Source organism: Dyadobacter koreensis, assembly GCF_900108855.1.
Classification (GTDB): Bacteria; Bacteroidota; Bacteroidia; order Cytophagales; family Spirosomataceae; genus Dyadobacter; species Dyadobacter koreensis.
The window spans coordinates 300213-321719 of the sequence record NZ_FNXY01000001.1 but is presented as its reverse complement, the minus strand read 5'-3'; the positions used below and the strand labels follow the sequence as shown (position 1 = coordinate 321719).

Below are 21507 nucleotides of genomic sequence, written 5' to 3'. Positions count from 1 at the left end.
AATCAAAAGGATGAAAATTAATAACGTCACCGTATTTGGATCGGGGGTACTTGGTGCCCAGATCGCCTTTCATACAGCCTATCACGGCTATGATGTCACATTATTTGATATCAAAGAAGAACTACTTGAAAATGCGAAGCTGAAATTTGAGCAGTTCAAAACACTTTACCAGAAGGATATCAATGCTGCATCTGCCGATCTGGAAGCTGCTTTATTAAGGGTCCGCTTTACAACCGATCTGGCCAAGTCGGTAAAAGATGCGGATCTGACCATTGAAGCGGTTCCTGAAGACATCCGGATCAAGAGGGATTTTTACAGTAAAATCAGCACGCTTGCCCCGACAAAAACCATTTTTTGTACCAACTCATCTACGCTGCTGCCAAGCCAGTTCGCGGATCAGACCGGCAGGCCACAGCGGTTTTTGGCGCTTCACTTTGCTAATTATCTGTGGAAGAACAATGTGGCTGAAATTATGGGACATGCTGGAACTGATCCTGAAATTTTTAACCAGGTTGTCGCGTTTGCCAAAACGATAGGCATGCTGACCATACCGATCTACAAAGAGCAGCCCGGATATGTGATGAACTCGCTTTTGGTCCCCTGGCTGATAGCGGGTCTGGATCTGTACCGCAACGGCGTTGCCGATGCCGCATCCATTGACAAGACCTGGATGAAAACACTGGGGGCGGATCTTGGGCCTATGGCCATGGCGGACCTGGTAGGGATGAGCACCGCCTATCATGTGACGCAGTCCTATGCGGAACTGACCGGCGAGCAGCAATGGAAAGACAGAAGGGATTTTCTTAAAGAAAATTTCATTGAGAAAAACAAGCTGGGTATTTCTACCGGGGAGGGCTTTTACACCTATCCCAACCCGGCCTATCAGCATGCTGATTTTCTCAAATAGTGCATCAATAATCTAAGTCTTACTGAAAATGAAAAATTACATACTGCTCACCGGGGCATCATCCGGTATTGGCTATGAGATGGCCAATCAATTGGCTGCCAAAAAATTCAACCTGATACTGGTAGCCCGTACCGAATCAAAATTGCGGCAGATGCAGGCTGAACTGACAAGTAATTACGGGATAGAAGTTGAGTACTATGCTGCAGATCTTTCTGATGTAAATGCTGCTACGAGCCTATACAAAGCGGTGAAGCAGGAAAAGTTTATTGTAACCCACTTGGTCAATAATGCAGGTGTAGGCAACTATGGACATTTTACGGAAACGCCCCTGGAGCAGGAGCTTAGTATGATTCAGTTAAATATTTCCAGCCTGGTGGTTCTAACCAAGCTCTTTGCGCAGGATATGGTCCGCCGCAATGCCGGACGGATCATGAATGTAGGCTCAGTGGTTTCATTTTTACCAATGCCCTATTTTTCTGTTTATTCTGCTACCAAAGCTTTTGTAAAAGCATTTAGCGAAACACTTGATGCAGAATTGGAGGGCACTGGTGTTACCGTTATCTCTTTATATCCAGGCACGGTAGACACAGGTTTTACAACCGCTGAGATGGCATCTACCAATCTTCACAAAACCAAACCGATGCATGCCAAGGAAGTGGCAAGCCAGGGTGTAGAGCATCTTTTAGAGGGGAATGGGAAAAAAGTAGTGGGTTTTCAGAACTGGCTTAACTCTAAACTTCCAAACTTTGTGCCGGATGGTATGATGATGAAGATTAAGAAGGGGCTGGCCAGTCAAAGGTAAAACCAGGATTCAGATGAAAACAACAAAATTGTTGCGTTTAATTGGCCTTGACACTGGTAAGTTCAGGTGGAATGTCCTCGCTGCTGTTGTCTTGCTAAGCACAAAAAAAGATTATCCGTTCAAGCCTACCATAATGGGAAAGGATCAAGTAGTCAAAGAGATGCAAATCTTATGAATAAGATTTTTTGTACATGATCCAATCGATATCGAAACTTCTTTTCAGCAGGTCTGGGGTATTTTAGATATGCAGCAAGATGGCCACAGTGGTATCGGCCCGCGGAAGGTATCCGTCTGCTGCACTCCGATGACGGTAGACTTGATGCCTCCTGTAATTTTTGTCTGAAAACCGGCAGGTAAATTCACTTTCAGGATGAAAGAATTTAAGCCTCCATACCATATCGCAAGGTTGGGCGAAACCGATCATAAAAAGGCGACCATTTACAGTGATTGCTTAATTGTCCCGACCAGAGATGGTTGCAAGGTTATTTCAGACGAAAACCGTTCGACCCAGAACGAAAGTCGAGAAGATTTTTGCTCCGATTATGGTCAGCGAAAATATCAGGCAATGGTTTGTTAGCTTGAAAAGTAGCGAGAAAAAATCAAAGAATTAGCATACAAGGATCTGTATGTTGTAACCAGATAAAGTGAGAATGAGAAAAATCGTGCTGGCAGTATTGCTTGTGACCGGGGGATGCGTCGCAACAGCTCAGGATAAGATCATGAGCCCGACATGGCCGGTTCCAAAAGAGCTGCCTGGGCTTTTGTTTTACATTCAAAGAGACCCCAACATAAACACGGTCTGCTACACGGTTAAGGTTAACGAAAAGGGAACTGTGGATCTTAAAGATCCTGTCGATATTTTCTGGATCAGGTATGCAGAGAACGGGGAAAGAAAAAAGCTTAATACATTTCAGCGTGAATTCGGCTATGGTCTTTTAGTCAAGGCTGTAGCCGCTGACAGTGTTCTATTACAGGCGGTGGCTTTCCCTAACCGGGCGATGCACCTGGTGAAAAACGAGCAGAAGTCGTACGTGGTCAAAATGAAAATTAGTGAACAGGCCTGTGAGCTTAAAAGGGTATACATACGCATTACCGGCGGAAGTGCACTAGCGCCACAGATTGCATACATCGAATTCTATGGTGTTAACTCAGAAACGCGCCAGATGGTCACCGAGCGCATCGATCTGCAGTAAGTTCCACTTGGTAAATAGCTCGTAAGAATGAGTAGTAATGGGATTCATTAAGCAGACCACTCCAAAGCACCTCCGGGCACGGAGGTGCCCGTGGTGATAAAATACATCAAACGGTTCTGAAACCAGAACTGGTTTTCTGGGCTTTTCGACAATCTGAATGGCCATTATAAAGACTATCCAATGCGCTATGAAGCTGTTCAGTTTTGATCTACTTGCGTCAGCTGGCACGGATGTTTCGCATACTACTGAAATAGTCGGGCAGATAACTTTGGCAGAACTAGTAATTTGTCATATCAGAATTAAGATGATTGCATTATCAGCGCAGGAACAGACCTGCGAAGGCACTGAGATTTTCAGCGATACAGAACCTTTGGGATGAGCACGGGCGATTGCCCAGCACTGGGAGATTATTTGATCGCGTGGGCAACAGGCATGGAGCATTCGGAGCCATTGAGCACCACAATTCGGAAATTGAGGACAGATCGTTTCGGTTAGAATTGATTAAGTAAATGATTGATAATCATTTAGCGTATAAGCAGTAATAGTTTGTTGATAATCAAGCTAACACGAAATCATATAGTCAACGCGTCTGAATTATCCAATCTAGGCGTCAGACTTTGCTTTTTGGGGTAAACCGAAATTCGGATACCTTTTCCCCGGATTTGGATAATTGGCGCCACGGGTTGCTTTTTATTTTTGCATCATAAAATTTATTTATGATAGCAGCAAAAGGATATGCGGCGCAAACGGCAGAAAGCTTATTAGCGCCCTGGCAATTTGAAAGACGCGATGTCGGCGCGTATGATGTGCAGATCGAAATTCTGTACTGCGGGGTTTGTCATACAGACATTCATTTGACCCGCAACGAATGGTTTTCTGGTCTCTTTCCGATGGTGCCTGGCCATGAAATTGTGGGGCGGATAAGTACCATTGGCTCCGATGTAAAAAGGTTTAGGATCGGGGATCTCGGTGGCGTCGGCGTGATGGTAGATTCATGTCGGCATTGTGAAGATTGCAAAAACGGTCAGGAGCAGTTTTGCACAGTTTCGCCGGTTCAAACCTACAATAACCTTGGCCATGACGGCCAGCCAGTTTATGGAGGCTATTCCGACACCATCGTAGTCAACGAGGACTTCGTCCATCGAATTTCCGAGAAACTTGACCTGGCAGGTGTGGCGCCGTTGCTGTGTGCAGGGATAACCACCTATTCGCCATTAAAAAGGTGGAACGTAGGCAAAGGGCATAAGCTGGCAGTTGTCGGTTTAGGTGGGTTGGGGCACATGGGCGTTAAATTTGGTAAAGCGTTAGGTGCTGAGGTAGCAGTGATAAGTACCTCTCCGGGCAAACAGGAAGCTGCCAGGAAGCTTGGTGCGGACCATTTTATTATCTCAGGGGACGAAGCCCAGATGAAAGCGGCATTTAAAGCTTTCGACTTTGTGCTCGATACCGTTTCTGGCAACAGTGATGTCAATCCTTATCTAGCTATTTTAAAAAGCAACGGCGTTTATGTCAATGTGGGCATGCCGGTCAAGCCTTGGGAAGTCAGCTCCTTCTCGCTGGCAACTGGTAATAAGGTCATCGCAGGATCCGGTGCCGGCGGACTGCCCGAAACACAGCAGATGCTGGACTTTTGCGCGGAGCACGGTATCGTCGCCGACGTCGAGCTGATCGACATCAAAGATATTCATAACGCCTTTGACCGGATGCTCAAAGGCGATGTCCGGTACCGTTTTGTAATTGATATGAAAACCCTTAATTTTAATCAGTGAACAAACCATACCTTATCAACTCCATTTCCGAGCAGCACCGGCTGCTCGGACTGGCCAAGCCCAAACATCCGCTGATCAGCGTATTCCGACATGAATATGCTGACTACAGAAGCTTAGTCGAACTTGAGCATTTTACGCTGAACTTCTATTGCATTTCCATTAAGACAGATTATGATGGTAAGCTAAAGTACGGCCACCGGCACTACGACTTTGATGAAGGCATGATGGCCTTTATTTCGCCGAATCAACTGTTGATGAAACTTGACCCCGGAACAAAGCCGCCAAGCGGTGTGACATTGATGTTCCATCCTGATTTCATTGCAAACACTGCACTGGCAACCAAGATCCGGAACCTTGGTTTTTTCTCTTATGAGCTTAGTGAAGCCCTTCATTTATCTGAACAGGAAGAGGCCAAGATTAAGGACCTATTCTCTGGTATAGAAGCCGAATATCAGGGCAGTATCGATCAATTCAGTCGGGAAGTGATGATTGCTCAAATTGAGCTGTTGTTACAGTTCAGCAGCAGGTTCTACGCCCGTCAGTTTATTACGCGTAAAGTGACCAACGACGAAATCCTGGTCCGTCTTGAAAGTCTGCTTGACAAATTTTTGGATTCACAAAAAGGGCTGCCGACAGTGCAACAAGTCGCGAAGGAGTTGAGCTTGTCGCCGGACTATCTTAGCGATATGCTACGCACTGTTTCAGGACAAACCGCACAACAGCACATACAAGCCAGAGTGATTGACAAGGCAAAGCAGCTGCTGGCAACCACCACCCTACAGGTCAGCGAAATAGCTTATCAAATGGGCTTTGAATATCCCCAGTCATTTCACAAATTATTTAAGAGCAAAACAAACATGTCGCCGATTGAATACCGCGAAAGTTTAAGTTAACAAAACTGATCAAACATCAGCATTAACAAGCGATTTATTGTCCATTTTTTATTTTTAAATACATGCGCATTGGTTAATGTATTGATAACTGACTTGTTTTAAGATCGTTCATCAATGCTTGAAATGTTATAAAATATCTTTTTGATGGCCGAATAAGAGAAGCTGCACGCAACGTTTTTTAGCAATTTGTGCTGCTCTTGGCCGATGAAGGTTTGTTAAATAAAGGTTACATCGAAATACAATAAACCTATTTGTCTGCAACATCGTCGTTTCGATCGAAAGCAACCCAGAGCTATCTACCTGTATCAAGGAAGATTATTTTTTAAGGCAATTTTTTTTCCTAAGTTTTCCAGCGTGATTATTGGATTAAATTTTTATAAATTAAGAATAATACATTTTTTATTTTGAAAATTAATCTATTTGCCATTTTTTTTATAAGTTCAGTGTAGGGGAAAATGTGTGAAACTTGTCTGATAGGGGTAATCCCTTTAACGCGTAATGGACACCGACAGGATGACTGGCAAAACACAGAGTGATTTTAAGGAATTCAGATCTGAAACAGAGCGGGGCGTCCCGCTTTTTGCGGATAAAAAAATCATTACCACAGACGATGAAAGGCTGCTTCGTGAAACATTTGCCATTAATCCAAAACAGGGTTGCTCGCTATTATTTTGCCGTTATTACGAAAGTCTGTGCAGTCACGCAATAAGGTTTGTACATTCGAAGGAAATTGCGGAAGATATTGTCTCAGAGCTTTTTGCTTCATTCTGGCAAGAAAGAAGTTTTGATCAGATCACAAGCTCGTACCGTGCTTATCTTTACAAATCGGTCCGGCACCGCGCATATAATTATTTGCGGTGGAAAGTTCATTTGACCGAACCATTGGATTCTGTCAGCCTCACCACTGCCTCAAAGATCGTCAACCCGGATGACGCGCTTCTATACTCTGAGCTTCATATCAAAGTCGAATGGATCATCCAGCAGCTGCCCGCGCAATGCCGTAGGGCATATCTGATGAAAAGGGTGGAAGGAATGAAGTACGAGGAAATAGCCTTGGAAATGCATATAAGCATCAAAGCTGTCGAAGCATTGGTCAGCCGAGCTCTGCACAGGCTTCGTACCGATCTTAAAGACAATTGGTTTCTTGGTTTTTTACTGATTGCTATGTTCTAAAATGCAGTTCCAATTTTTTGTCGATCACGATATATACATCAGCTTTTCATGAAAGGATTGATAACCAAAGAGTTCCTGTTTGATTTTTTCGATGGTAAAACAACATCTATCCAAAGGAAATTAATTGAAGATTGGCTTAAAAATACATCGAATGAAGAAATGTTTTACAGTTGTGTGGACGAATGGGAAAGATTGCACCCGCAATTTTCCCCAGACCGTCCGGCAGCTCTTAAAGAATATGAGTTGCTTTTAGAAGGAAATGGAGAATACGCTGCAAAATATAGTCCGTTTTCTGACGATACAACGAATCGCAATTTTTTTTCTAAGCCCCGTGTGTGGTGTGCAGCTGTCGTCTCGCTTTTGCTGCTGACTACTTTCATATTTAGGGATAATGTTTTTTTTAAAATATATACATCACCGGTAGGACAAACTTCTGGTTTTTTCCTGACCGACAGTACGCATGTTACGCTGAATTCAAAATCAACCCTGAAAGTGCCCCGTTTTGGTTTTGGCAGTGACGTGCGCCAGGTGCAGCTTCATGGAGAAGCAGAATTCAGAGTGACGCACTTGCAAAATAATCTCAGATTCAGGGTATTAATGGGTGAAGGCTATCAAATAGAGGTATTGGGTACTGAATTTACCGCTTTTGCCAGAGCTAGCGGAAAGAGGGTCTTTCTTTCAAAAGGGAAGGTCAAGCTTGAACTACCCGAAGGCAAACGTCTCTATATGAAGCCTGGCAGCTATTTCTCTGCAAACGCAGGGGGGGATTTCAAGGTAACAGTTCCCAAAGAAACCCTCGCTATTACGGCCTGGAAAGAACAAACCTTTTACTTTGACAATACCCAGCTTTCAGAAGTAGCACGGCAAATACAGGAAAGATTTGACGTTAGGGTAAAAATACCAGACAAAAACCTGGCTAAAACCTGTATTGGAGGCATTTATAAGGCCAGGGATGCCGATGAGCTATTTGAAATATTGTCAGCATTACTTGAAATAGAGATTACCCAAAAATCAGATTGTATAGAACTGCGTACTACCAAATCCTATGAATTATGAAGACTACATTTCTACGAACGTGGCTTGTATGTACCGGCATTGTTATTTCCAGCATTAGCACTGCCCAAGATATCGCGTTTGTCCGATCGGCAGGAACTGCTGCGATTGTGCAGCAAAATACCCGGGTAAATCTCAAACTTAAGGACGTTCTGCTCGACCTGGGTAAAAGATATCAGGTGAGTATCGTTTTTGAGGAGTCTACCCTGAATGGTGTTTCTGTTACAGTAAATGACAGGGCCAACGATCACAGACTGGAACAACAGCTGGAAACCTTGCTGACTCCCAACGGACTGGAATTCAGGAAAGCTGGTAAAAGGGCCTATGTTGTCAGGAAAAAAGATCTGAAAGAGAAAGCGGAGCCAGCCTGGGGTAAGTCTGCTCATGTGTCTGAAGATGTGAGTTTAATAAGTCTGGTCAGCCAGACGAATCCGCAGTCCAGGGTTGATGATGTTGTAGTAAAAGGTAAAATCACAGATGAAAAAGGTGAAACGCTTCCCGGTGTCAGTATTTTAATAAAAGGAAGCAGCAAAGGAACTGTATCTGACCAGGACGGAAACTATTCAATCGAGATCGGGCAGCCGAACTCGCTGCTGGTCTTTTCTTTTATTGGCTATGAAACCAAAGAGATTGCAGTAAACAACCAGACCACACTGAATGTCCGGCTTACTGCGTCGGTAAGCAGTTTGAGCGAGGTCCTGGTTGTAGGATATGGTACGCAGCGTAAAGGGGATATCACCGGTTCGATCGGGTCGTTGTCGGCTAAAAATATCAAGGAAATTCAGGTGACCAGTTTCGAGAATGCCATTCAGGGACAGATAGCCGGTGTGCAGGTACAGGAGCCTAGTGGAGAGCCCGGCGCAGAAACGACAATCCGCGTGCGTGGTCTGGGATCGGTATCAGCTGGAAATGAGCCGCTTTATGTGATAGACGGATTTCCGGTAACTAAAAATATGGATCCGGGAATTCAGGGAGATATTACCCGGCGCACCACCGCATTTGCGCTTCCGGCTTCAAATCCGCTCGGCACTATTAATCCGAATGATATTGAGTCCATTGAAGTTTTAAAGGATGCCTCAGCGGCAGCTATATACGGATCGCGAGGATCTAACGGCGTTATTCTGGTTACAACTAAAAAAGGGAAAAGAAACTCCAAGCCGGTCATTGGTTTCGATGCCTATTTCGGGGTACAGTCCGTTGCCAATAAGGTTAAACTGATGAATTCGGCAGAGTTGACCTCTTATGTACTGGACTCAAAAAATAACGCCTATCTCCAGGACATCACCAGCGCAAATATCAACGACAGCAACGCCACGCGTTATACCAAAACAACAAACGGGAGTTATTTTATACCTGATGATTATGCAAATCCCGATGGCACCGACACTGACTGGCAGAAATTGATTTTTCATTCAGCTCCTGTGCAAAGCTATAATGCATCCGTATCAGGAGGAAGCGAGAATGTGAACTATTATTTTTCAGGAGGTTATTACAATCAGGAAGGTATTATCGACAGAAGCGGCTTTAAGCGGTATAGTTTCAGGGCCAATCTGGAAGCCAGTCCTGTTAAAAAATTGAAGGTTGGTTTTGGGTTAAGTCCATCGTTTACTAACACCCAGCGTTCTCCTGCCGGAGCGCCTTATTTTGCTGATCCACCGGGTATTGTTTATTCGGCGCTGGTAACTTCTCCAACGGTCAAACCGTATTTGGCCGATGGCACCATCAACCAGATCGATAACCAGTCGCACCTTTTGACCTCCGATGGGCGCGGCGCGAATATGACGGCGGCCAGCAATCCGCTGGCTATCATCAGATACGTGAGCGATGAGCTTCGTCAGTTCAGGGTTTTTGGTAATGTTTTTGCAGAATATGAAATACTGAGCGGGTTAAAATACAAGCTTTACACCGGTGTTGATGTAAACAGCTACAACCGTTCTTTCTATATGGCACGGGCATTTTTGAACCGAAACGCAACGGTTGGTGACCCTTATGCACAATCAAATGCCTCATTAAACTACAACTGGCTCGTCGAAAATACGCTTTCATACGATAAAAGATTTGGTAAAGACCATAGTGTTTCGGCTGTGGTGGGATATAGCGCGCAAAAAGACAGGTTGGATGCCAACCAGGTCTATGCCCAAAATCATCCGGACGATCTCTCGCCAACTATCAGCGGCGGTCAGGTAACCAGTGGCGGGGATAACCGTCAGGAATGGTCGCTGGTATCCGCCCTTGCCAGGGTAAACTATTCGTTCAAAGACAAATACCTGCTTACTGCAACGATCCGTTCTGACAGATCTTCGCGGTTTGGAGCCGGAAACAAAACGGGAACATTTCCCTCATTCTCGGCAGGATGGAGATTGTCCGAGGAGTCATTTATGAAAACTATCACCTTTGTCAGTGATTTGAAATTACGCGGAAGCTGGGGTAAAACAGGAAACTTTCTGATTCCTAACTATGCGGCGATCGGGCTGTTAAGTCCTTATAACTATGTGTTTAACAATGTGCTTGTCAACGGTATTGCTCCGGTCACTATCAATAACGAAAAGTTGACGTGGGAAAAGACGACACAAGTTGATTTGGGTTTTGATCTGGGATTATTTCGCGACAGGTTGTTCGTTTCTGCGGATTGGTACAAAAAAACGACATCTGACCTTCTGTTGAATGTTCAGGTTCCTGCTTCGGTAGGTTTTACAACCGCTCTTCAAAACATTGGCGAAGTTGAAAACAAGGGTGTGGAGCTGACCATTTCAAGTCGCAATATTGTGGGCGGCTTTACGTGGACGACAGATCTTAACATTTCTGCCAATAAAAATAAGGTATTGAAACTGGGGCCAACCGGTGATCCGATCCTGAGTACCGGTGGTGCAGGTATCCGGCACGTCACCCAGATTGGTGCACCAATCGGTAGCTACTATGGGTATGTGGTGGAAGGTATTTATCAGACTCAGGACGAAATTAATGCTGCGCCAAAAGATGCACTGGCACCAGCAGCACGTCCCGGCGATTTTAAATTTAAAGATGTAAACGGTGATGGTAAAGTAGACGCAAGCGATCGTACCGTCATCGGAAATTATATGCCTGATTATACGTGGGGTATTACCAACCGGTTTAGTTTTAAAGGTGTCGATCTGAGCGTGTTCTTTCAGGGGGTTCAGGGTTCTAAAATTCTTAACCTGACCAGACGTCACCTTGGAAACGGAGAGGCTGCTACCAATTCATATGCAGACTGGACAGAAAGATGGATTTCGGCCGAAAATCCTGGGAATGGCGTCATCCCCCGTGCAGACAGACTATCGGATTTACATGGAGGAAATAACCGCCCTTCCTCATTTCAGGTTGAAGATGGATCTTACATCAGGCTACGGAGCATAACTCTGGGCTATACGTTCCCTAAAAACCTGTTGGGTAGTAAAATCCAGTCTCTGCGCGCTTACACATCTGCAACAAACTTGTTTACCAATACCAAATATATCGGTTACAATCCCGAAGTCAACAACCAGGCAGGGCTTACAGGTGTGCAGGGCGAAGACTACGGAGCATACCCGTTATCCCGCAATTTTACTTTCGGACTTAACGTAACATTTTGATTTTGGGAATGCCAAAGCTTACTTTTTATAGTCAACTGATATGAAATTCAAACACATCTATCTGATACCGTTCATAACCGGAGTTCTTGCGTCTTGCAGTGAAGATTTTACCAATCTTAATCCCGTTTCCCAGCGCAACGTTAACGGGTTCTATCTGACCGCCGATGATATGAATACAGCCATTAATGCTGCTTACAAGGTGCTGCAAAATACGGGCGCCTACAACCAGAGCTATTGGATCATGCAGGAAATGCGTTCTGATAATACGGACCAGGGACCCGATGGTACAGGCCTTGGTGCGGACCTGACAGTAATTGATAATTTCTCAGAAATTGCAACGAGCGAAATTGTCACCGCAGCCTACACAGATTCCTACCTCGGTATTGCCCGGAGTAATATTGTGCTGGACCGAATTGAACCTATTACAATGGATGCCACCTTGAAAGACCGGATCAAATCGGAGGCGCTTTTTCTAAGATCCTTATTTTACTATAACCTGGCCGTTTCATTTGGTAACATTCCTATGCCTCTGAATGAGCCTGCGTCTGTATCCCAGGGAGGTGCCCTTGCTCAGCTGCCAGCCTCGGAAATTTACAAACAGATCGCCGCAGACCTTATCAAAGCAGAGGCCGGACTTCCTGTAAAATATACCACTTCGGCAGATATCGGAAGGGCCACCAAGGGAGCAGCGGCAGCCTTACTTGCAAAAATCTACCTGACTATGGGTGATAGGCCCGCAGCCATCCCGGTCCTAAGGCGAATCATTTCTTCGTATGGCTATTCACTGCTTCCGAATTATGCAAATCTGTGGGGCATTACTAACAAAAATAATGCTGAGTCCATTTTCGAAGTCCAGTACAAGGGAGGTGGAACAGGTACCGGCAATACCTTTACCAATGCTTTTTCTCCGCTTTTAAGACAAACAACAGGCGCCTATAAAAATCGTCCGACCGTTAATATGATGAAGGCCTACGAGCCTGGCGACGACCGTTTTCTTAAATCAATGGACAGCAGCTATGTCAATGCCCAGGGTGTTTTAATTTCCAGTTCAAAAAATGATATGCGGTTTATCATCAAATATGGCAAAGAAAATGCGTTCAATGAAAATGACGCTTCTAACAATTTCGTGGTGCTGCGTTATGCAGATGTACTGCTAATGCTTGCCGAAGCGCTTGGCGAATCTGAGGAAGCTTATGGGTACATAAACCAGGTGAGGGCACGTGCCAAACTTTCGCCGATTAATGCCGCTACGGCTGGTACTTTTGCGGACAAACTGCTTCAAGAGCGAAGGGTGGAGCTGGCGTTTGAAAATCACCGCTGGGCAGATCTACTGCGGTTTGGAAAAGCTGCTGAAATCCTAAAGGCTCAGGGAAAGACTGCCAGGCTCTTATATCTGATTCCGCAGCGCGAACTGGACATCAACTCGTCCTTTAAGCAAAATTAGAATATCGATATTCCTGAACCCGTAATTTATCTTTTCATCTTATTGTTTATCCATGCATCTTAACTTCAAAAGAGCAGTGTTATGCCTGTGGCTTGGCTATGGTACTGCACAGCCGGTCTGTCTGGCTCAAATGCCTGCTAAACCCTCTTCATCGAAAATATTACAGGACATAAAAAAGCTTAATGTTCTTGGAAATGTACTTTATATGGCTGCCCACCCAGACGATGAAAATACCAATTTTATTGCTTACATGGCAAATGAAAAATTATATAACACCAGCTATCTGGCACTGACTCGGGGTGATGGAGGGCAGAACCTGATCGGTCCGGAAATAAGAGAACAGCTGGGAATGATCCGTACACAGGAGCTGCTTCAGGCCCGCAGGATTGATGGTGGAAAGCAGTTTTTTTCACGGGCCAATGACTTTGGCTTTTCTAAAAACCCGCAGGAGGCATTTACGATCTGGGAAAAGGAGAACCTGCTTGCCGATGCAGTATGGATAATACGCAATGTAAAACCGGATGTGATCATAACGCGCTTTCCACCCGATTCCAGAGCAGGTCACGGACACCACAGCGCATCGTCCATTTTGGCTGAGGAAGCATTCGACGCTGCCGCAGATCCCCAACGTTTTCCTGAGCAGCTCAAATACGTACAGCCGTGGCAGACCAAACGGCTGCTTTGGAATATTGGGATGTGGGGTATGCTTAACAGAGCTGAATTTGTAAAAAACGCAAAAGAATATCTCAAAATCGATGTGGGTTCTTACAACGCGCTTCTTGGAAAATCTTATGGTGAAATTTCGGCAGAAAGTCGCAGTATGCACAAAAGCCAGGGATTTGGATCCATCGGGACCCGTGGGATTTCGGTTGAGTATCTTCAGCATACGAAGGGAGAGAAGACTTTGACTGATTTGTTTGACGGTGTTAACACTTCCTGGGGTAGGGTAAAGGGTGGTGAAAACATAGAAACGATGGTACAGACAGCTATTAAAGAATATGATCCGGCCATCCCGGATGCCAGTGTAAGCATATTGCTTAAAATTAGAACGGCAATAGAAAAGCTGCCTGACGGATTCTGGAAAACCGCCAAGCTCAGGGAAGTAAACGATATCCTGAAAAATGCTCTCGGCTTGTTCCTCGAAGTAACCGCCTCCGACTATGCCTACACACCTACAGACCAAATGACAATGTCAGTAGAGGCAATAAACCGGTCGGCTGCGAGCGTTACCCTGCAAAAAATCGTATTTCCTTTTAAATCCAAAGATTCTGTCCTGGCCGCTCCGCTGAAAAATAATGAAGGTTTGTCTTTTGAAATTAAAGCTAAAATTCCGGCTCAAACGGCTATTTCTCAACCGTATTGGCTTCGCAAGGAAGTTGGCTATAAAGGTCTTTTTTTCGTAGACAATCAGCTCGAAATAGGGCAGGCCGAAAATCCTGCGGTTGCTACGGTATTATTTCAATTTACGGTGCAAGGGCAGCCGTTGCAGTTTGATGTGCCGGTTGTTTACAAGAAAAAAGATCCGGTGATCGGAGAGGTGTACCAGCCTTTGGTGGTGACGCCCCCGGTTTATGCCAACATCGCGCAGGAGGTTTATATGTTTGCCGATGAAAAACCCAGGAAAGTGACAATCGGGATTAAGGCGGGAAAAGACAATTGTCAAGGTCAGGTGATGCTCGGGATTGCCCCGGGATGGCGGACCGTTCCACAAAGTATTCCTTTCAACCTGGCTCAAAAAGGAGCTGAGCAATCGGTTGAATTCCTGCTTTATCCTCCGGCAGCTTCACAGGAAACACAGATTAAAGCACTGGTAAAAGTGGAAGGCAAAACCTATGACAAAAGCTTTGCGATCATCAGCTATGGTCACATTCCTGCCCAGGTATTTTTTCCGGCAGCTTCTGCAAAGGCAGTAAAGCTGGATCTTGTTAAAAAAGGAAATAATATCGCTTATTTAATGGGAGCCGGTGATCTGATCCCGCTAAGTCTTCGTCAGATCGGCTATGAGGTTACCATGCTTGAAGATAAGGATATGACCTTGGATAAACTTACGCAATTCGATGCTGTTGTAGTTGGGGTGCGTGCTTATAATACCAACGAGCGGATGAAACACTATCAGGCTACGCTGATGAACTATGTTAAAAACGGCGGGAATCTGGTCATTCAGTACAACACCAATATGGACCTGGTCATGAAGGATCTGGGTCCGTATCCCTTCGAGCTTACCCGCGACCGAATCACTGTCGAGGGATCCGAAGTGCGTTTTCTAGTGCCTTCAAGCCCGGTTTTGAATTCGCCCAACAAGATTACTCCGAAAGATTTTGATAACTGGGTTCAGGAGCGGGGCTTATATTTTCCTCAGAAATGGTCTGCGCAGTACCAAGCTGTGATCTCCTCCAATGACCCAGATGGCCCACCACTGGATGGCGGAATTCTGGTTGCGAAGTATGGTAAGGGAAGTTATGTGTATACAAGTTTGTCGTGGTTTCGAGAGCTACCTGCCGGCGTTCCGGGTGCATATCGTGTTTTTGTAAATTTATTATCCCTTGGCAAGTAATCATCATTAAAATTAGCACCCTCAATAATTTTAAAAGTCATTACCCAAAGTTTGATACCATCGGATAGGTTGCGGGAATTCCGTATGTTCGGGGTCACATGCAGCAAAAAACTTGTCCATGTGTTGGCCGTTATAGGTTGAAGCGCGGTGTGCCCGATAATTCGGAGCAGCAGATTACCGTAATTTGCGGAACAAGAATCTATGATTTAGATTGAGATTTCCAGTCTAAATAATTGACTTTTTTTGATTTAAATCTTGTTGATTAATGTCTGCCACTGGTCATTATGCTACGGAATCATATCGTGGAGCCAAACAAATTCTTTACGTTAATACAGTATTCCAATATCTTGAAGAGGTGATGTGAAATACTGATTTGTGATCGATATGGCATCTTTGTTAAGCTAGATTTTGTAACTCAAAACGGGAGGTATTTATAACCTTCCTTTTTGAGTTATGCCATTACTAAATTTGAGCGTCAAAGATGTAAGCGGAAAATTAAATGGGTATCATGTCTACTGGCCGGGGTATCCAACCAGATGAATCGGGCTTATCTTTCAATCCTACTATGAGGACCAAATCGCGGTTTCTGACTTAAATAATGCCAATGCTGCCGGTTTTACTATACTGCCTCAAAAATTTCAGGACATATTCAGAATAGACAGTCTCGGTGGAATGACAGGGAGGGAAATTGCAGGCAGGCACAATATTCCTGAACGCACCATAGACCCTCTCCCTTTATTTAAAACCACCTGTTAATCATTGCATGCCATCTCTAAAGGAATTGGAATATAGGCGCTCGGCAAATACCTGTCTGAAGGGGCAATGGCTAGGGACTGTGACTACCAATGAGGATGCCTTTAAGAATAATGTGCTGAAAGAAAATTTAAGCATCATTTGAAATACTTGGGTCTATTCACCAAGGTAGGTAGTTACTGTTTTTTAGAACAGCGACTCGGTTACTTTTTTGTCTTTTAATTTCATCTTTGCTGCGATTAAAAGGGACAGAAGGCCTGAGAAAAGCCAGAACACATCAGTGCCAGCGACATAATAATTTCCCTTTGCGCATGATATCCAGATCCAGTCATCGGTCACAATTCCATTTGTAATCGGTACAGCAACCGAACATAGTCCTCCCAGAAATAAATACAGCCGTGTGGAAGCTGCTTCTGTGCTGGCAAACAAACCTACAATTGTCAGAATCAGCCAGAAAACGAAAAAGATTGTTTGTACCCAAAATACATGGTTTTCCATATTATGTACCAGAAGTTCTGCATTGAAAAGAATAGCAACTGCAGGAAAAAGGCTAAAACTGATCGCAAGGTAGCACATGGTAGTGCTGTGGTGAAACCGTTTTTGCTTGTCATTATAGATTTTTTTGTTGCGGGCCTCTTTCCATAAGAGCACCCCGCTGATAATTACAAAACACGTAAAAAACGCTAGAAAAAAGTAAATAATTTTCAGCGTCAGCCCGCCAAACGTGGCAAAATGCAGCCTGGCAATACCGGGCAGTACTGATTGCGCATAACCCTTTTTGCCGGGTAGGTTATCAGACAAAATTCTTCCGTCCCGTAGCGCGATCGCTACTGAACCGCTTCCAGCGAATGTCTTTGTGTTATCCAGAGCTGCCAGAAGCGTACCATCTTCCCTATCGTAATGTTTGATTTGCAGGTATTGCAATTTCAGATTGTTATGTTCGTTTTTTATAGGATCCAAAAGACTGGATATTTTTAGATTTTTTGTCGTCACAAGCGCATCTTTGGTGGTTGCCAGTACACGATCTGGCAGGATCACCTGCAGGGCTTTCTGCTGGTTTCCGCCAAAAAAAACAAATACAACCGGCAGCAGCACCAGAAATGAAAGCATATAATAAGCCCCAGTAATGGCATACATCAGTTGAAATGGTAGGCCAAGCAGTCCAAAAACCGTATGTGCGTTGGTCCAGATGTTCTTCAATGATCCTTTTAGCGAGAAGCCATTGAATTTGGTAAATATATTTTGCCAGTGGATCATCACGCCGGTGATAACAGCAAATGCAAAAAACAAGGCGACAAATCCGGACAAGAATCTGCCAATCAATGGAATGTGATCAAAAAAGTGGAGCCGGTAAAGTGTTTCTCCGACGGTGGTTTTTTCGTCTTTGCTGAATGTGCCGGTTTGTGGATAGTAAGTCGTATTATAGTGCTGCTCAGGACGGCCTTTCGACACGATCAGATGTCCGTAAATTTGAACCAGCGGTGCTTGAGTAGTTTCAGTGCGGATCGTAATGTCCTCGGAAAGGTCAAAGGAAGGGTTAAGTTGTTTTATTTTGTATAGAATTTCATCGTAGTCAATGGCTTTGCCCAGCGATTGTCTTGAAGCCGGATTTTCCCACTGATAAAATTCGTCTTTAAATAGTGTAAACGCACCTGCAAAAAAAATCACATACAATGCGAAGCTGATCACAATTCCGGAAACCGTGTGGATATGGAAAGTGATGTTGTACAGTCTGACGGATAAACCTTTAAGTTTCATAATTATTTAAAAAAAAAGACAATGATACTACAAACCAGGAAGCAGAAAAGATAAATTCCCCAGATCATCCAGCCGCTGCGAGCCAGAAAAGCGGTGATCATTAAGACCACCCAAAGCATAAATATGGAAAATGCACCAGTCAATATGACTTCGATGCGGTAGGGGATCAGCACGCTAATCATCATTTGAAAAGCGACGGCCAGGAAATATCCGCCGATCAGTCCTGCCGTGATTTTCAAGGCACGTTGACGCTTTGTGGACAGGTATTCGTTTTTAGCAGGCATAATAAATCAGTTCGATTAGTGCCAAAAATTGAACCATAGCGATCAGCCCATAAAAATATCTTTTACCCATGACTGCAAAAAACTGGATCATCGCCATCGCAAGCGACGCACCCGCCATTGTCATTAAAAAGCCTCCTGCCCAGCCATCCGAATAAATAAAAATGGCCGAGCCAATTACAAAAAAAATAGACCCAAACCACTTTGACGCGGTAAAAGAAGGTCTGAATAGCTCGGCCGGAAAGTATTTAGACTTGGCGTAATAAAGATATGTTCCCAGTAATATGAAATAAAATGACAGCATGAAAACCTAATAGTTGAGCGTTAGCTTATGAATTGAATGTTTGTTTCTTTTTTTATAGCGAATGCTGGTTTGGTCTGGGGTGAACCGTACGGAGAATTTTTAGTTTTTCTGTTTGCAAAATTATCTTTCCCTTTTTTACCTCGTCCCCACCAGGTGAGAACACCTTTTACCGGATGACGGGCAGGGATAAGTCTGGCGAAAAAAGAGACGATCTTTTCCGTAAGCCACAGAATGCTGCCTGCGTGAATATCGCACTTTATATTTCTGTGCTTTTCGCCCTGCCTTTTTTCTTAAATCTGCGGCTGCGCAAAAATTCCCTCTATACTGGTCATATTGGTTAGTTGGCCTATTGGCACTGCGGAAAATTTGAATCAACGTACTCGATGATTTTATAAATACAAATACGGTAGCTCGCCGCCGAATCATTCCAGATTTCGAAAATGGTCAGCGGATATCCTGCGCTAATTTGCGTATATAAACCAGCTATAAGTCTACTTACAGGAATTCTGGCCATATTTTCCGGTGTGACAAACAGGCTACCAGGGGACACAATATTTTGGATCTGATCCTTAAACCTATAAATGCAGCCGGTAATACTCAGTATGATTACCATCAGCCCGGACAGAAGTCCAAGGCAGAGATGCAGGAAGCTATTTATCTTTTTTGCACTCATACCGTATCAGAATTTAAATGTGACATTCGCCAGAATCTGCCGGGGTGATTGCGGATCAAAGTTCATTCCCCAGTATTTCTGATTGGTAAGGTTGTTCATTTTAAGGCCCAGTCGGTAGCGTGGCTGATCGTAGAAAAGTGTCATATCCCAGCGTGTGTATGAAGGAATTGTAAGCGCACCCAGTTCATTGTTTTCATAAATTGCGGTCAGGTAATTACCACCGGTACCAATCCCCAGGCCTTTCAGCGGAGAGGATAAAAGACGGTAACTTGCCCACCAGTTGGCCGCATGTCTCGGGAAGCCGTATTTCAGTCCCTCGTTGGCGGCAGTTGATTTTTTGTATTCCAGTTGATTGTAACCGTAGCCGAATACAATATTTAATCCATTGATCGGGCTGATGGTCATATCAGCCTCTATACCCTTACTCACGCTGGAACCGTCCTGGACAGAAAAAGCGGTATTGGTTGGATTGGGGCGGATTACATTGGTGATATCAATGTTGTAATAACTCACCGAACCGACGATCCTGTTATTCCATGAATTCAGTTTTGTACCGAATTCCCACTGATTTCCCGACTGTGGTTTTGGTGTAAAAATGGATTGGTCCGGCTGGGTGATAGGCGCAATGTTTTGAAAACCATTCATGTAGTTTGCGAAAATGGCAACCTTGTCTTTTACCGGCTGGTATACTAACCCGAATTTTGGCGAGATGGCTGTCTGATCGTAACCTCCCAGACGTTCTCCGCTATTGGTAGCCGTTCCCTTGTTACTGAATCGGTCCACCCGTACACTGATCATCGCCATGAGTTTGTCGGTAATGTTGAGTACTTCCGAGAAATAGGCACTGAGGGTCTGTTGTTTAGATTCAGTAATATTAACCGAACCGATCCCTGCCACTAGTTCATCGATCCGGTCTAGCGATATGGGTTTAATAGATTTCCTAACATTGATCGTATCGTAGGTTATGGTTCCGTATGCCTGGTTTTTATTGATAAGACCGTACACATCTACACCGGCAACAATACGGTTTCTAAGACTCCCAATCACAAAATCACCTGTGAAATACTGCTGAAATTGTGTGGAAGTGCTGAAACTGTTACGGCCGGAAGAAAGGTTGCGCACCACCGTAGAATCGCTAGTCCAGATAGCTGGATAAAAGTAATTGACATTGTCATAGCGGACATCGCCGACCGCATACTGCGTAGTGGAAGTCCAGTTTTTGGAAAGTTTGTACTGAGCCTGAACGTATGCATTGCTTGTTCCCATTTGCAGTAAAGGATCGTTGCTGTTGATCGACTGACGGTAGCCCAGTGGCATGTCTTTGATGTTTTTAAATGTTACGTTTGTAAACGAGTTTGCAGGCATTGTACTGCGCTGAGTGCGGTAAAATTCGGTTTCAAATAGCAGGGTGAGCTTCTCGCTAGCTTGGTAGCTCAGGCTGGGCGCTATGGTCACTGCCCGCGCCATACCGAACGCCTGGAAAGAATTTTCACGGTGTCCGGCCGCATTGACACGGAGAAGCAATGTTTTATCTTCTTTGACCGGGCTATTCACATCTAAGGTGATCCTGTTCATACCCCAGCTTCCGGTTGAATACCCGATCTCACCCGATGTTTTTTCGAAGGGCTTTTTGGTAACCAGGTTTGTAAAACCGCCGAAAGAGATCAGGCTGGATCCAAACAAGGTGCCCGATGGACCTTTGATCGCTTCCACACGCTCTACATTGACCGGATCAATTCCCGCCCCGAGCTGCGCTGCCATACCGTTTCTGATCTGGCTGGTAACCCATGATCCGCGCATCACCATATACGTAATCCCGTTATTCACACCTCCGAAAGAAACCGTCGCTCCGGGCACGTTCCGCAGCAGGTTTTTGTAATCGACGGCGATCTGTTCCACGGCCAGCTCTTTGGATACCACGTTATACACCTGAGGATTTTCAAGGTTTTTCAAAGGAAGCCTGGCTACATATCCGGTTTCCTTTTGGCCAAACTTATTGGCGTTACCGGTGATAGTAACTTGCTGCAGTGTTTTTGCATCCTCTTTCAGCCGGATCGTTTCAGCAGTCATGGTTCGGTCGTCATTGGTTTCAATATTGATTTCTGCGGATTCAAAACCGATAATGCTCACAACCACAACGTGTTTTCCGGCAGGTACATTCCGAAGCTGGTAATCACCGTTTTCGTCTGTAATCGTTCCAAACTTTGTGTTTTTGATCTGTACTGTTACAAATGCACCGGGCTGGCCATCACTGGTAATTACGTGACCTTTGATATGCGATTTTGCTGTTTGCTGAGCTTTCAACCCATCTATCAATAGCAAAGAAATCAGAATAGAAAAAAAGTATTTCATGTGTGGAA

General features: G+C 44.6%; 17 protein-coding genes. 12 read left to right on the top strand and 5 right to left on the bottom strand.

Annotated elements, in window-relative coordinates; genetic code table 11:
- Positions 1–10: 10 nt before the first annotated feature.
- The 12 genes from BMY70_RS01350 (at position 11) to BMY70_RS01295 (ending at position 15378) form a co-directional block, all read left to right on the top strand.
- The gene (locus BMY70_RS01350; protein ID WP_090331112.1) at positions 11–907 is read left to right on the top strand and encodes a 3-hydroxyacyl-CoA dehydrogenase; all 897 of its coding nucleotides are present in this window, start codon (positions 11–13) and stop codon (positions 905–907) included.
- A gap of 28 nt (positions 908–935) precedes the next feature.
- A complete protein-coding gene (locus tag BMY70_RS01345; protein WP_090331109.1) occupies positions 936–1709 on the top strand; it encodes an SDR family NAD(P)-dependent oxidoreductase in 774 nt (257 codons plus the stop codon).
- 370 nt (positions 1710–2079) lie between these two features.
- Complete coding sequence (locus BMY70_RS01340; protein WP_090331107.1) at positions 2080–2286, top strand: hypothetical protein; 207 nt, start codon at positions 2080–2082, stop codon at positions 2284–2286.
- Between the two features lie 73 nt (positions 2287–2359).
- The gene (locus BMY70_RS01335) at positions 2360–2902 is read left to right on the top strand and encodes a DUF4833 domain-containing protein (RefSeq protein WP_090331104.1); all 543 of its coding nucleotides are present in this window, start codon (positions 2360–2362) and stop codon (positions 2900–2902) included.
- A 187-nt stretch (positions 2903–3089) separates the two neighbouring features.
- Complete coding sequence (locus BMY70_RS01330) at positions 3090–3281, top strand: hypothetical protein (RefSeq protein ID WP_090331101.1); 192 nt, start codon at positions 3090–3092, stop codon at positions 3279–3281.
- 337 nt (positions 3282–3618) lie between these two features.
- Complete coding sequence (locus tag BMY70_RS01325) at positions 3619–4671, top strand: NAD(P)-dependent alcohol dehydrogenase (protein WP_090331098.1); 1053 nt, start codon at positions 3619–3621, stop codon at positions 4669–4671.
- A complete protein-coding gene (locus BMY70_RS01320) occupies positions 4668–5564 on the top strand; it encodes a helix-turn-helix domain-containing protein (RefSeq protein ID WP_090331096.1) in 897 nt (298 codons plus the stop codon). Before BMY70_RS01325 ends, BMY70_RS01320 begins: the two co-directional genes overlap by 4 nt.
- Before the next feature lie 498 nt (positions 5565–6062).
- Positions 6063–6737 (top strand): RNA polymerase sigma-70 factor, encoded by a 675-nt coding sequence (locus BMY70_RS01315; RefSeq protein WP_229209438.1) that lies wholly within the window; start codon positions 6063–6065, stop codon positions 6735–6737.
- Positions 6738–6785: 48 nt separating this feature from the next.
- A complete protein-coding gene (locus BMY70_RS01310) occupies positions 6786–7793 on the top strand; it encodes a FecR family protein (RefSeq protein WP_090331093.1) in 1008 nt (335 codons plus the stop codon).
- On the top strand, positions 7790–11380 hold the full coding sequence (locus tag BMY70_RS01305) for a SusC/RagA family TonB-linked outer membrane protein (RefSeq protein WP_090331090.1): 3591 nt from the start codon (positions 7790–7792) through the stop codon (positions 11378–11380). Before BMY70_RS01310 ends, BMY70_RS01305 begins: the two co-directional genes overlap by 4 nt.
- Before the next feature lie 40 nt (positions 11381–11420).
- Positions 11421–12824 carry a RagB/SusD family nutrient uptake outer membrane protein gene (locus tag BMY70_RS01300; RefSeq protein ID WP_090331087.1) on the top strand — a complete coding sequence of 468 codons (1404 nt, stop codon included), beginning with the start codon at positions 11421–11423 and terminating at the stop codon, positions 12822–12824.
- A gap of 52 nt (positions 12825–12876) precedes the next feature.
- Positions 12877–15378, top strand: a complete 2502-nt coding sequence (locus BMY70_RS01295; RefSeq protein ID WP_229209437.1) for a PIG-L family deacetylase — start codon at positions 12877–12879, stop codon at positions 15376–15378.
- 939 nt (positions 15379–16317) lie between these two features.
- On the opposite strand, the gene BMY70_RS01290 is transcribed toward BMY70_RS01295, so the two are convergent.
- The 5 genes from BMY70_RS01290 to BMY70_RS01270 form a co-directional block, all read right to left on the bottom strand.
- Entirely contained in the window at positions 16318–17889 is a 1572-nt protein-coding gene (locus tag BMY70_RS01290; RefSeq protein ID WP_090331085.1) for a PepSY-associated TM helix domain-containing protein, read from the bottom strand.
- A gap of 2 nt (positions 17890–17891) precedes the next feature.
- Positions 17892–18173, bottom strand: coding sequence for a hypothetical protein (locus tag BMY70_RS01285; protein WP_090331083.1), 282 nt, complete (start codon positions 18171–18173; stop codon positions 17892–17894).
- Positions 18163–18474 (bottom strand): hypothetical protein, encoded by a 312-nt coding sequence (locus tag BMY70_RS01280; protein ID WP_090331080.1) that lies wholly within the window; start codon positions 18472–18474, stop codon positions 18163–18165. The genes BMY70_RS01285 and BMY70_RS01280 overlap by 11 nt, the downstream gene beginning before the upstream one ends.
- Before the next feature lie 346 nt (positions 18475–18820).
- Positions 18821–19147, bottom strand: coding sequence for a PepSY domain-containing protein (locus BMY70_RS01275; RefSeq protein ID WP_090331077.1), 327 nt, complete (start codon positions 19145–19147; stop codon positions 18821–18823).
- A 6-nt stretch (positions 19148–19153) separates the two neighbouring features.
- On the bottom strand, positions 19154–21499 hold the full coding sequence (locus BMY70_RS01270; RefSeq protein ID WP_090331074.1) for a TonB-dependent receptor: 2346 nt from the start codon (positions 21497–21499) through the stop codon (positions 19154–19156).
- Between the last annotated feature and the right edge of the window lie 8 nt (positions 21500–21507).

What these genes read in the sequence shown, in the direction of transcription:
- BMY70_RS01350 (WP_090331112.1), top strand. Translation starts at nt 11, where the DNA reads ATGAAAATTAATAACGTCACCGTATTTGGATCGGGGGTACTTGGTGCC.
- BMY70_RS01345 (WP_090331109.1), top strand. Translation starts at nt 936, where the DNA reads ATGAAAAATTACATACTGCTCACCGGGGCATCATCCGGTATTGGCTAT.
- BMY70_RS01340 (WP_090331107.1), top strand. Translation starts at nt 2,080, where the DNA reads ATGAAAGAATTTAAGCCTCCATACCATATCGCAAGGTTGGGCGAAACC.
- BMY70_RS01335 (WP_090331104.1), top strand. Translation starts at nt 2,360, where the DNA reads ATGAGAAAAATCGTGCTGGCAGTATTGCTTGTGACCGGGGGATGCGTC.
- BMY70_RS01330 (WP_090331101.1), top strand. Translation starts at nt 3,090, where the DNA reads ATGAAGCTGTTCAGTTTTGATCTACTTGCGTCAGCTGGCACGGATGTT.
- BMY70_RS01325 (WP_090331098.1), top strand. Translation starts at nt 3,619, where the DNA reads ATGATAGCAGCAAAAGGATATGCGGCGCAAACGGCAGAAAGCTTATTA.
- BMY70_RS01315 (WP_229209438.1), top strand. Translation starts at nt 6,063, where the DNA reads ATGGACACCGACAGGATGACTGGCAAAACACAGAGTGATTTTAAGGAA.
- BMY70_RS01310 (WP_090331093.1), top strand. Translation starts at nt 6,786, where the DNA reads ATGAAAGGATTGATAACCAAAGAGTTCCTGTTTGATTTTTTCGATGGT.
- BMY70_RS01305 (WP_090331090.1), top strand. Translation starts at nt 7,790, where the DNA reads ATGAAGACTACATTTCTACGAACGTGGCTTGTATGTACCGGCATTGTT.
- BMY70_RS01300 (WP_090331087.1), top strand. Translation starts at nt 11,421, where the DNA reads ATGAAATTCAAACACATCTATCTGATACCGTTCATAACCGGAGTTCTT.
- BMY70_RS01295 (WP_229209437.1), top strand. Translation starts at nt 12,877, where the DNA reads ATGCATCTTAACTTCAAAAGAGCAGTGTTATGCCTGTGGCTTGGCTAT.
- BMY70_RS01290 (WP_090331085.1), bottom strand. Translation starts at nt 17,889, where the DNA reads ATGAAACTTAAAGGTTTATCCGTCAGACTGTACAACATCACTTTCCAT.
- BMY70_RS01285 (WP_090331083.1), bottom strand. Translation starts at nt 18,173, where the DNA reads ATGCCTGCTAAAAACGAATACCTGTCCACAAAGCGTCAACGTGCCTTG.
- BMY70_RS01280 (WP_090331080.1), bottom strand. Translation starts at nt 18,474, where the DNA reads ATGCTGTCATTTTATTTCATATTACTGGGAACATATCTTTATTACGCC.
- BMY70_RS01275 (WP_090331077.1), bottom strand. Translation starts at nt 19,147, where the DNA reads ATGAGTGCAAAAAAGATAAATAGCTTCCTGCATCTCTGCCTTGGACTT.
- BMY70_RS01270 (WP_090331074.1), bottom strand. Translation starts at nt 21,499, where the DNA reads ATGAAATACTTTTTTTCTATTCTGATTTCTTTGCTATTGATAGATGGG.